Consider the following 11,620-nt stretch of genomic DNA (forward strand, 5'->3'; position numbering starts at 1 on the left):
CCGCCCCGGCCGCGGCGACGTGGGACGCCGGGATGCCGGATGCCTCGGCATCACCGGCCCGCGGCATCCAGCGCGAGGTTCAGCTGCAGCACGTTCACGCGCGGCTCGCCGAGGAACCCGAGGTCGCGGCCCGTCGTGTACCGGGCGACGAGCGCCCGCACCGCGGCATCCGTCATCCCGCGGGCCTCGGCGACCCGGTGCACCTGGATCGCCGCGTACGCGGGGGAGATCGCGGGATCCAGGCCCGAGGCGGATGCCGTCACGGCATCCGCCGGCACCTCGCTCACCGGAACACCCTCGAGCGCTGCGACGGCGGCCTTGCGCTCCCGGATCTGCTTCACGAGATCCGGGTTGGTCGGCCCCAGGTTCGATCCGCCCGAAGCGGTGCCGGCGTAGGCGCCCGCCGACGGACGCTCCTGGAAGTACTGCGGCAGCGGCTTGCCCTGCTTGTCGGTGAACGGCTGGGCGATCAGGATGCTGCCGATCGTCCGGCCGGCGGCATCCTGCACCGTCGACCCGTTGGCCTGCCCGTTCAGCGCGAGCTGGCCGACGCCGGTCACGACGAGGGTGTAGCCGACTCCGAGCACGAGGGTCGCGACGATCATCGCGCGCAGGGCCACGCCGGTGGCGCGCCAGGTGCTGCGGGCGCCGTGTGAGACTGACATTTCGTTTCCTCCAGGTGGGTCAGAAGCCCGGGATCAGCGACACGACGATGTCGATGAGCTTGATGCCGATGAACGGCAGGATGATGCCGCCGAGCCCGTAGACGAGCAGGTTGCGGTTGAGGATCTGCGACGCGCTCGCCGGCCGGTACTTCACGCCCCGCAGTGACAGCGGGATGAGGAACACGATGATCAGGGCGTTGAAGATGATCGCGCTCGTCACCGCGGACGCGGGCGAGCTCAGTCCCATGATGTTGAGGGCGGCGAGCTGCGGGAAGACGCCCATGAACATGGCCGGGATGATCGCGAAGTACTTCGCGATGTCGTTCGCCAGCGAGAACGTCGTGAGGGCGCCGCGGGTGATCAGCAGCTGCTTGCCGATGCGGACGATGTCGATGAGCTTGGTCGGGTCGCTGTCGAGGTCGACCATGTTGCCGGCCTCCTTCGCGGCCGACGTGCCGGTGTTCATCGCGACGCCGACGTCGGCCTGCGCGAGTGCGGGGGCGTCGTTGGTGCCGTCACCGGTCATGGCGACGAGGTTGCCGCCCTCCTGCTCGCGGCGGATCAGCGCCAGCTTGTCTTCGGGGGTGGCCTCGGCGAGGTAGTCGTCGACGCCCGCTTCCTTCGCGATCGCGGCGGCGGTGAGGGGGTTGTCGCCGGTGATCATCACGGTGCGGATGCCCATGCGCCGCAGCTCCCCGAAGCGCTCGCTCAGGCCGTCCTTGACGATGTCCTTCAGGTGGATGACCCCGAGGATGCGGTTCGCCCCGGTTCCTGAGCCTGTCGCCCCGGTCCCGGATCCTGTCGAGGGGCCGCCCTTCACGGCGACCACCAGCGGAGTCCCGCCGGACTGGGCGATGGCGTCGGCCGCGCGGGCGACGGCATCCCGCATCGCGGCATCCGGCTCTCCGTCTTCGGCGACCCAGGCCAGCACGGCGGAGCCGGCGCCCTTGCGGATCTGCGTGCCGTCGGGCAGGTCGAGCCCCGACATCCGGGTCTGCGCGGTGAAGGGCACGATCTCGGCCCCGGCCGGCTCTTCGACGTGGATGCCGCGGGATGCCGCGAGCTCCACGACGGACACGCCCTCGGGGGTCGGGTCGGCGAGGGACGAGAGCGCCGCGATCCGGGCGAGCTCCGCGGCATCGACCCCGTCCATGGCGACGAAGTCGCTGGCCCGCCGGTTGCCGTACGTGATCGTGCCGGTCTTGTCGAGCAGCAGCGTGGTGACGTCGCCGGCGGCCTCGACGGCCCGGCCCGACATGGCCAGCACGTTGTGCTGCACGAGGCGGTCCATCCCGGCGATGCCGATCGCCGACAGAAGCGCCCCGATCGTCGTCGGGATGAGGCACACCAGCAGCGCCACGAGCACCGGGATCGAGACCGGATCGGCGGCGTACGACGCGATCGGGTTCAGCGTCAGCACCACGATCACGAAGATGATCGTGAGGCTCGCGAGCAGGATGTTCAGCGCGATCTCGTTCGGGGTGCGCTGCCGCGCGGCGCCTTCGACGAGCGCGATCATCCGGTCGACGAACGTCTCGCCCGGCTTCGAGGTGATCTGCACGACGATGCGGTCCGACAGCACGCGGGTGCCTCCGGTCACGGCCGACCGGTCGCCACCCGACTCGCGCACCACCGGGGCGGATTCGCCGGTGATCGCCGACTCGTCGACGGTCGCGATGCCCGCGATGATGTCGCCGTCGCCGGGGATCAGCTCGCCGGCATCCACCACCACGACGTCGCCGAGCCGCAGGTCGCCGGATGCCACCTGCTCCGTGCCGGCGTCGAGGTCGGTCGCGCGCAGCCGGGCCGCGGCATCCTGACCGCCGGTCACCCGCCGGGCCATCGTGGTCGTGCGGGTCTTGCGCAGCGTGGCCGCCTGGGCCTTGCCACGACCCTCCGCGACGGATTCGGCGACGTTCGCGAACAGCACGGTGAGCCACAGCCACACCGCGATGCCCCACGTGAAGCCGGCGGGAACCGCGGATCCGCCCGATTTGCCCTCGCCGCCGAGGAACGGTGCGGCGATCGCGATGAGCGTCGTCATCGCGGCGCCGACCCAGACGAGGAACATCACCGGGTTGCGCCACTGCTCGGCCGGGTTCAGCTTGCGCACGGCGCCCGGCAGCGCCCGCACCAGCTGCGCCCACCCGAACGACCCGCCCGAGCCCGCACCTCCGGACCCTCCTTGTCCGCTCGTTGAGCGAGCGAAGCGAGACGAAACGCGTCGTGCATCCTTTTCCGCAGTGCCGGTCGTCGTCATTTCACGAGTCCTTCCGCGAGGGGTCCCAGTGCGAGCACCGGGAAGTAGGTGAGTGCGGTGATGATGACCGAGACCACGGCGAGCAGCCCGACGAACTGGGGCCGGTGGGTCGGCAGGGTGCCGGCGGTGGAGGGGACCTTGTCCTGCGCGGCGAGGGAGCCGGCGAGTCCCAGCACGAGGATCATCGGCACGAAGCGTCCGAGCAGCATCACGACGCCCAGCATCGTGTTCAGCCACGGCGTGTTCGCGGTGAGGCCGGCGAACGCCGATCCGTTGTTGTTCGCGGCCGAGGTGAACGCGTAGAGCACCTCGCTGAGGCCGTGCACGCCGGGGTTCAGGATGCTGGTCTTCTCCATGTCGGCGCGCACCGGCGGGATCGCGAAGCTCAGCGCGACGCCCAGCAGCACGAGGGTCGGCGTCACGAGGATGTAGAGGCTCGACAGCTTGATCTCCCGGGCGGCGATCTTCTTGCCGAGGTACTCGGGCGTGCGGCCGACGAGCAGGCCGCCGACGAACACGGCGATCACGGCGAGGATGAGCATCCCGTACAGGCCCGATCCGACGCCGCCGGGGGCGACCTCGCCGAGCATCATGTTGATCATCGGGATCATGCCGCCGAGCGCGGTGTACGAGTCGTGCATGGAGTTGACCGCACCCGTCGAGGTGGCCGTGGTGGATGCCGCGAACAGCGCGGATCCGAGGATGCCGAAGCGCTGCTCCTTGCCCTCCATCGGGGCGCCCGCGGCCTGCGGGGCGGCGCCGGATCCGGCGGCTTCGAGCCAGCTGACCGCGATCAGGGATGCCACGAAGATCGTTCCCATCACGGCGGCGATGGCGTAGCCCTGCCGGTTGTCACCGACCATGCGGCCGAACGTGCGCGGCAGCGCGAACGGGATCGCGAGCAGCAGCAGGATCTCGAGCACGTTGGTCCACGGGGTGGGGTTCTCGAACGGGTGCGCGGAGTTCGCGTTGAAGAACCCGCCGCCGTTGGTGCCGAGCTCCTTGATGGCCTCCTGCGAGGCGACCGGGCCGCCGGGGAGCTGCTGGGTGGCGCCGGAGAGGGTGTGCATGTCGACGAACCCGTTGAAGTTCTGCACCACGCCGGCGCTGATGAGCGCGATCGCCGCGACGACGGCGAGGGGCAGCAGGATGCGGGTGAGCGACCGTGTCAGGTCGACCCAGAAGTTGCCGATCGTGCCCGACCGCCGACTCGCGAACCCGCGCACCAGGGCGACGGCGACCGCGATGCCGACGGCGGCCGAGACGAAGTTCTGAACGGTGAGGCCGGCCAGCTGCACGGTGTAGCCGAGGGTCGTCTCGGGCGAGTACGACTGCCAGTTGGTGTTGGTGACGAACGAGACGGCCGTGTTGAACGCGAGGCCCTCCGGCACGGCGGGCAGCCCGAGCGAGGACGGCAGCCACTGCTGGGTGCGCTGCAGGACGTAGACGAACAGCACGCCGACGACCGAGAATGCGATCACCGAGCGGGCGTAGGACTGCCAGGTCTGCGCGGATGCCGGGTCGACGCCGATCAGCCGGTACACCCCGCGTTCGACCCGCCAGTCCTTGGCGGTGGTGAATGTACGGGCCATCCAGTCCCCGAGGGGGACGAACAGCAGCACGAGGATGAGCAGCACGCACGCGGCCTGGAACACGCCGGCCCAGACGTCGGCGGCCGCCATCAGAACTTCTCCGGGCGGATCAGGGCGATCACGAGGTAGACGACGGCGGCGACCGCGAGCACGGCGCCGAGCATGGTGAAGACGGTCACAGCCGCTCCACCCCCTTGGTGACGAGCCCCACGAGCGCGAACAGCGCCAGGGTCAGGGCGAGGTAGATGACATCGAGCACGGGACCATCACACGCGCGGTCCCGGGCCGGATGCCGGCATCCTCACGCTTCGCATACGCCCCCGCGCACCGCCCTGACGGCATCCTCACACCCGCGACGCGCCCTGTGCCCTGAGCCTGTCGAAGGGCACACCCCTCAGTTCCGCCGACAACAACGGCGCGACGCCCCGGCAATTCTTGTCGGTGGAGCGAGGCCCCCCTCCATTCCGCCGACAACAACGGCGCGACGCCGCGGCAATTCTTGTCGGTTGAAGGGCCGTCGCCCCGAGTCAGGATGCCGCGGCATCCTCCGGGAGCACGTCGGCGATCCGCGCGAGCACCCCGGGCCATCCGGCGCCCATCCCGTGGAACGCGGCCTTGCCGAGCGGGGTGTCGCGGTCGAGCCCGCTGTGCTCGAGGAACAGCCGGGTGCCGGTGCCCTCGCCGACGAGCGTCCACGTGAGGGTCGAGTCGAGCACGCCCTCGGCGTACGTGTACGCCAGGACGCGCTCGGGCTCGACGACCGTGACCTCGCACTCCTGCACGCCCCAGCTGCCCATGTCGAGGGCGAAACGATGCCCGACCACGGGTCGGATGTCGCCCGCCACCCACCATTTCGCCATCAGCTCCGGCTCGGTGAGCGCGCGCCACACCGCGCCCGGCGGGTGCGGGTAGAAGTGGTCGCATTCGATGACGGCGAGGTCGGTCACGGGGTCTCCTGGGGGTCGGGTTCGAGATCGTCGAGCACCGCGGCGAGCGCGGTGAGGCGCCCGCGCCAGTACTTCTCGAACGGATGCAGCCACTCGTCGATCTCGGCGAGCGGTTCGGCTTCGAGCCGGTAGATGCGGCGGCGGCCGTCCCGCCGTTCGCTGACCAGCCGGGCATCCCGCAGCACCTGGAGGTGCTCGGAGACGGCCGGCCGGCTCAGGTCGAACAGCGCGGCGAGCTCTCCGGCCGGCAGGGGGTCGTCGCGCAGGGCGATGAGGATCTGCCGCCGCACCGGATTGGCGAGCGCACCGAACGCATCCATGGGCATGCCCCCACTATACGTCGGATTTCTCCGACGTATTATCTCGACCCGGATCCGGGCCACCGCCCCTGGCCCGGTGCGAGCATGGGATCCATGCAGTCCCGTCACCTCAGCACCGTCATCCGGCGTGATCCGGCCGAGGTCGCCGCGTACTTCGGCAACCCCGAGAATCTGCCCGAGTGGGCCGCCGGCCTCACCGACACCGCCGTCCGGCACGACGGCGACGACCTCGTCATCCCGACCCCGATGGGCGACTGGCGCATGCGATTCGCCGCACCGAACGATCTCGGCGTGCTCGACCACTGGGTCACCGATCACACCGGCCAGGTCACCTACAACCCGGTGCGGGTGATCGCGCATCCGGACGGCGCCGAGCTGATCTTCACGCTGCGCCAGTTGAACCTGACCGACGAGCAGTACGAGAAGGATGCCGCAGCGGTCACCGCGGATCTCGAGCGACTGCGAACCGTGCTCGAACGAGACTGACCGGCCGAACCTGTCGGCACTTCCATTATCCCACGACGAGGGGGCCTTGCCGCAAGGGCCTCCCGGCGCGCAGAATGGCTGATCGCGCCGCAAATCACACGACGAACACCGGCGCAGGAAAGGGATGCCGAATGCAGCTGTCCGCCTCCGTCTTCGCACTGCCCGACACGAAGGCCGTCAAGGCCGCACCGCACCTGACCGCGGCCGACGACGAGCACTTCGCCCGCGTCGCGGCCGCCATCCGCGACCAGATCGCGCGCCTGACCGCGCGCCTGGACGCCGCCCGCCGGGCCCCCGCCGGTCAGGGGCAGAAGGCGCTGGACCGCGACCAGAACATCCGCCGGCTGACCGCCGAGATCCGCGCGCTGGAACGGTACAGCGTGGATGCCTGCCTCGGCCGGATGACGCCCGCACACGGGGACCCGGTCTACATCGGCCGCTTCGGGCTCACGGAAGCCGACGGCACGCGCCTGCTCATCGACTGGCGTGCGCCGGCCGCGGAGCCGTTCTTCGCCGCGACGCACGCGCACCCGCAGGGACTCCTCGCCCGTCGCCGGTACCGCTGGAGCCGCGGCCGCATCACGGACTACTGGGACGAGGCCTTCACCGACGACATCCCGGCGGACGTCGTGCTCGACGACGACTCCGCCCTGCTCGCGAGCCTCGGCCGCACCCGCACCGGCCGCATGAACGACGTCCTCACCACGATCCAGGCGGATCAGGATGCCGCGATCCGCGCCGACGCCCGCGGTGCGCTGGTCGTCGACGGCGGCCCGGGAACAGGCAAGACGGTGGTCGCCCTGCACCGGGCCGCGTACCTGCTGTACGCCGATCCGCAGCTGTCGGCCGGACGCGGCGGGGTGCTCGTGGTCGGACCCCACGAGCCGTACCTCGCCTACGTCGAGGACGTCCTGCCGAGCCTCGGCGAGGAGGGGGTGCTCACCGCGACCCTTCGCGAGATGCTGCCCGAGGGTCCCGCGGCCCTGCCCGAGACGGACGCCGAGGCATCCCGCCTGAAGTCCACGGCCGAGCTGGTCCTCGCGGTCGAGCGGGCGGCGTCGTTCTACGAGAGCCCGCCCGACGAGGTGCTCACGGTCGAGACGCCGATCGCGGACCTCGTCCTGACGCCGGACGACTTCGCGGACGCGTTCGACAGCGCCGAATCCGGCATCCCGCACAACGAGGCCCGCGCCCAGGTGTGGCAGACGCTGCTGGACATCCTGTTCGTGCGCCTGACCCGCGCGGCCGGCGAGGAGGATGCCCCGGCGCGCGCCGCCGCCGACCGGCTGTTCGCGCAGAACCGGGCCCTGACCGGCGCGTTCGACCGGGCCTGGCCGCTGCTCGACCCGGTGGAGCTGGTGGCATCCCTGTGGGCGAATCCGGGGTTCCTGCAGCGGTGCGCGCCGCGACTCACCGCAGCCGAGGTCGCCGCGCTGCAGCGGGACGATCCGCGCGCGTGGACCGTCGACGACCTTCCGCTGCTGGATGCCGCCCGCGCGCGCGTCGGCGACCCGGGCGTCGAGCAGCGCGCCCGCGAACGCGAGCGCGCCCTCGCCGCCCAGCAGGAGGAGATGGAGAACGTCATCGATCACCTCATCGAGGCGGACGACTCCGAGCTGAAGCTCATGACGATGCTGCGCGGGGCGGATGTCCGGGAGTCGCTGATCGACGACGCCGAGCTGCCGCAGACCGACGCCGACGTCCTGGCCGGTCCGTTCGCGCACGTCGTGGTCGACGAGGCCCAGGAGCTGACGGATGCCCAGTGGGCGATGCTCCTGCGGCGGTGTCCGTCGCGGAGCTTCACGATCGTCGGCGACCGCGCCCAGGCCCGGCACGGCTTCACGGAGTCCTGGGCGGATCGCCTCGCGCGCGCGGGGCTGCGCAGCATCCGCACGGCGACGCTCTCGGTGAACTACCGCACGCCGGAGGAGGTGATGGATGCCGCGGCCCCCGTCATCCGGGCGGAGCTGCCCGACGCCAACGTCCCGACGTCGATCCGCCGCAGCGGGATGCCGGTGCGCCGCGGCGCGCTCGCCGAGCTGGATGCCGAGCTGGATGCCTGGCTCGCCGCCCACGAGGAGGGCGTGGCGTGCGTCATCGGCACGCCGGAGTTCGTCGCCGAGCTGTCCCCGCGCGACCGGGTGAGCGCCCTGACCCCGGTGCTGGCGAAGGGGCTGGAGTTCGATCTCGTGGTGCTCGTCGATCCGGATTCGTTCGGCCGCGGCATCGAGGGCGCCGTGGACCGGTACGTCTCGATGACCCGCACCACCTCCGAACTGGTGATCCTCACCTGACGGGTCTCGGTCTCCCGGCCCCGCGCCGCGATCCGCCCCCCGCCTGTTCCACCGACAACATTTGCGGCTGCTGCGCGCAACTCTTGTCGGTGGAACCGAGGGACGGACGCCCGTCTCACCCCAGCGCGTCGCGCAACCGCTCGAGGGCGGGGATCGCGGCGGCGATCGCTGCGCGGTCCTCGTCGCTGAGCGCCGTCGCCGCCTCGGTGACGACGGCGGCGGCGGCGAGGTCGAACCGGCCGAACAGGTCGAGGGCCCGGGCGGATGCCTCCACCTCGACGCCCCGCCCGTCGCCGGCGGCCGCGCGCCGTTCGACGAGCCCGGCCCGCTCCATCGACTTCAGCAGGTTGCTGACGGTGGACCGCTGCACGCCGAGCCGGTCGGCCAGGACGCTCGGCGCCAGCACGGTGCCGGCCGGCAGCGCCCGGATCACCTCGATCTGGGCATCCGGGATCTCCGGCAGCTGCTCGCGGGACCGGGCCGCGCCGAGCAGCATCCGCCGCAGCGGCGAGACGACCGCGGCGAGGCGACCGGCATCCAGCTCGGTCATCGCACGACGTTCAGCGTCGCGCGCTCGTTGAGCACGGCGGGGTCGAATCCGGCCGCGCGCTTGTAGGCGGCGGCGATCTCCTCGAGCTCGGCCGGCGGGATCACGTCGTGGATGTCGGCGAATCCCTGCGGCGCGCGCTCGCGCGCGAGCAGCATGACGCGTTCCGGTCCGGTCTGGCGGGTCATCTCGAGCAGCTTCGCGGTGACGGGGCGCCGCGCCTGCTCGTAAGCGGCGAGGGCGGCATCCACGGTGGATGCCGTCGCCAGCTGGTAGGCGAGGGTGCGGGCGTCGAGGATGGCCTGCGACCCGCCGTTGGACCCGTTCGGGTACATGGCGTGTGCCGCGTCCCCGAGCAGGGTGGTGCGTCCGAACGTCCACTGCGGCAGGGCGTCGCGGTCGACCATGGGGTACTCGAGCAGTTCGGCGGTTCCCGCGATGGTCGCCGGCACGTCCAGCCAGTCGTACGTCCACTCGCGGAACAGCTCCGCGATCGGGGCGGGGTCGACCGCGCGGTTCCAGTCGGCGTCCGGCACCCCGTCGCCGCGCCGCTCGGCGATGAAGTTGATGGTCTGCAGGCCCCCGGCATCCGGCTCGGACAGCGGATACGCGACGAACTTCTGGTCGCCGTCGCCGGCCATGATCATCGTGCGGCCGTCGAGGAACGTCGGCACCACCGCGGTGCCGCGCCAGATGGTCAGCCCGCTCCACGGCGGCGCGCCCTCGGCCGGGTAGCGCAGGGCGCGCAGGGCCGAGTGGATGCCGTCCGCTCCCACGATCACGTCGGCATCGACGCGGACCTCGCCGTCTTCGGTGTCGAACACGGCGGTGTCCGAGGTCTCGCCGGACTCGACGCCGACGAGCCGGTGCCCGAGACGGATGACGTCGCCCAGGCGCTCGGCGACCGCGTCGCGCAGCATGAGCTGCAGCCGTCCGCGGTGCACGGACTGCTGGGGCCAGTGGTATCCGGCGGCGAGTCCGCGCGCCTCCGACCAGATCGGCTGACCGTACCGGTTGTAGTACGCGAGCGTGGACGGCGCGACGCCGAGGTCTGCGACCCGGTCGTCGAGCCCGAGATCGGTGAGTTCCCGCATGGCGTGCGGGAGCAGGTTCAGGCCCACCCCGAGGCCGCGGATCTCGGCCGACCGCTCGAAGACGGTGACCTCGTGTCCGGATGCCGGGCCGAGGCCGGCCGCATCCAGGCTGAGCGCGGTGGCGAGGCCGCCGATGCCGGCCCCCACGATGACGATGCGCATGCTGACTCCTTCGTCACAAGTAGTTTTGTGACTGAATCATATGCCGGCATCCACCCCCGTTCAACTGTCCTGTTCCGCACGCGGGCGCGCGAAACAGGACAGCGGAACCGGGGTGGCGGGCGCGGGGCGGTGGCGCGGGAGAGGGGGCGGAGCGGTCAGAGGTGGGCGCGGGACGGGGGGACGTCGTATCCGAGCAGGCGCGTGCGCGGGCGCGTGGGGGCCGTGCACTCCGCCGCCCAGGGATAGGCGATCGTCGTGATCGTGCAGTTGCCCAGCACGGGGAGCAGGTCCCGGTAGCCGTCCGCGTCGATGCCCGCCAGTTCGCACAGCACCAGTCGCAGCAGGGTGGCGTGCGCGACGATCAGGATGCGTCCGTCCGGCATCTCGGTGTGCAGATCGTCGAACACGGGGAGGGCGCGGGCGATGCCGTCGCGTCCCGCTTCGCCTCCGGGGAGGGGGACGGATGCCGGCGACGCGCGGAACGCCGCCCAGTCGGCCGGATACCGCGCCGCGAGCTCGTCGGGGGTGAGGCCCTCGCCCACCCCGAAGTCGATCTCGGTGAGACGGTCCTCGATGCGCAGCGGCAGGCCGGTGGTCTCGACCGCGGGGGCGGCCGAACGGCGCGCACGGGAGAGCGGCGAAGACACGATCGCGTTGAGGTGCGCGTCGGCGGCCCAGGCCCCGAGAGCGGCGGCCTGACCCAGTCCGTGACGGGTGAGGCCGACGTCCGAAACCCCCGCGTATCGGTGGTCCGCGTGCCAGAGGGTCTCGCCGTGCCGTGCCAGGAAGAACGTGGTCATACCGCGACCGTAGTCGTCTTCGCCTGGTCAGGCGGGAGTTCGCCGAGCGGGCGGGGCGTGCGACACGCCCGGGGTGCGGCCTGGATTCGCCGGGTCCGCGGGATCCACGTAGAGTATTACTTGTTCGCCCCAAAGGGTAGAGCGAAGAGCCGGAAGGCCAGCTCCCCTCAAGCAGCGAACAGAACCCCATCGAAGAAGACCTGCGAAAGCAGGAGCTTCACCCCGTCCTTCAGGACACGGTGGGTGCTTCCTCGTGTTCACGACACGTCGAACCAAGCGGTTTGACACGGTTGAGAACATGAGTTAAGCTAGAGAAGTTGCCCTGGTGACGAGCTCGAGAGAGTGAGTGCCGGGTGCATCCGATCCTTGAGAACTCAACAGCGTGCACTTGTCAAATGCCAAATAACCTCGTCCAACCGTTTTCGGTTGGTGAGATTCCTTTGGATCAATTCA

11 protein-coding genes are annotated in these 11,620 nt (G+C 71.0%); 2 read left to right on the forward strand and 9 right to left on the reverse strand.

All coding sequences use genetic code 11. The features are described 5' to 3' along the window. Positions 1-50 precede the first annotated feature (50 nt). From kdpC to LK09_RS17270, 6 genes are all read right to left on the reverse strand, one after another. The gene (gene kdpC, locus LK09_RS17250) at positions 51-665 is read right to left on the reverse strand and encodes a potassium-transporting ATPase subunit KdpC (protein ID WP_039402310.1); all 615 of its coding nucleotides are present in this window, start codon (positions 663-665) and stop codon (positions 51-53) included. A gap of 19 nt (positions 666-684) precedes the next feature. Next, a complete protein-coding gene (kdpB, locus tag LK09_RS17255; protein ID WP_082008354.1) occupies positions 685-2,925 on the reverse strand; it encodes a potassium-transporting ATPase subunit KdpB in 2,241 nt (746 codons plus the stop codon). Next, on the reverse strand, positions 2,922-4,607 hold the full coding sequence (gene kdpA / locus LK09_RS17260; protein ID WP_039402312.1) for a potassium-transporting ATPase subunit KdpA: 1,686 nt from the start codon (positions 4,605-4,607) through the stop codon (positions 2,922-2,924). The genes kdpB and kdpA overlap by 4 nt, the downstream gene beginning before the upstream one ends. Beyond that, the gene (gene kdpF, locus LK09_RS21210) at positions 4,607-4,696 is read right to left on the reverse strand and encodes a K(+)-transporting ATPase subunit F (protein WP_082008355.1); all 90 of its coding nucleotides are present in this window, start codon (positions 4,694-4,696) and stop codon (positions 4,607-4,609) included. The genes kdpA and kdpF overlap by 1 nt, the downstream gene beginning before the upstream one ends. Positions 4,697-5,044: 348 nt before the next feature. Further along, positions 5,045-5,464, reverse strand: a complete 420-nt coding sequence (locus LK09_RS17265) for an SRPBCC family protein (protein ID WP_039402315.1) — start codon at positions 5,462-5,464, stop codon at positions 5,045-5,047. Beyond that, complete coding sequence (locus LK09_RS17270) at positions 5,461-5,790, reverse strand: metalloregulator ArsR/SmtB family transcription factor (RefSeq protein WP_039402317.1); 330 nt, start codon at positions 5,788-5,790, stop codon at positions 5,461-5,463. The genes LK09_RS17265 and LK09_RS17270 overlap by 4 nt, the downstream gene beginning before the upstream one ends. 87 nt (positions 5,791-5,877) lie before the next feature. Between LK09_RS17270 and LK09_RS17275 the strand changes: the two genes are divergently transcribed. Next, the gene (locus LK09_RS17275) at positions 5,878-6,270 is read left to right on the forward strand and encodes a polyketide cyclase (RefSeq protein ID WP_039402401.1); all 393 of its coding nucleotides are present in this window, start codon (positions 5,878-5,880) and stop codon (positions 6,268-6,270) included. 131 nt (positions 6,271-6,401) lie between these two features. After that, positions 6,402-8,564, forward strand: coding sequence for an RNA polymerase recycling motor ATPase HelR (gene helR / locus LK09_RS17280; RefSeq protein WP_039402319.1), 2,163 nt, complete (start codon positions 6,402-6,404; stop codon positions 8,562-8,564). 115 nt (positions 8,565-8,679) lie between these two features. On the opposite strand, the gene LK09_RS17285 is transcribed toward helR, so the two are convergent. The 3 genes from LK09_RS17285 to LK09_RS17295 form a co-directional block, all read right to left on the reverse strand. Continuing rightward, positions 8,680-9,114: a MarR family winged helix-turn-helix transcriptional regulator gene (locus tag LK09_RS17285; protein WP_039402321.1), complete on the reverse strand. Its 435-nt coding sequence runs from the start codon at positions 9,112-9,114 to the stop codon at positions 8,680-8,682. Further along, positions 9,111-10,367, reverse strand: a complete 1,257-nt coding sequence (locus tag LK09_RS17290; RefSeq protein ID WP_039402322.1) for a flavin-dependent oxidoreductase — start codon at positions 10,365-10,367, stop codon at positions 9,111-9,113. The genes LK09_RS17285 and LK09_RS17290 overlap by 4 nt, the downstream gene beginning before the upstream one ends. Before the next feature lie 155 nt (positions 10,368-10,522). Then, positions 10,523-11,167 (reverse strand): histidine phosphatase family protein, encoded by a 645-nt coding sequence (locus LK09_RS17295; protein WP_039402324.1) that lies wholly within the window; start codon positions 11,165-11,167, stop codon positions 10,523-10,525. Positions 11,168-11,620: the final 453 nt, after the last annotated feature.

It is taken from the genome of Microbacterium mangrovi (genome assembly GCF_000802305.1).
Lineage (GTDB): Bacteria > Actinomycetota > Actinomycetes > Actinomycetales > Microbacteriaceae > Microbacterium > Microbacterium mangrovi.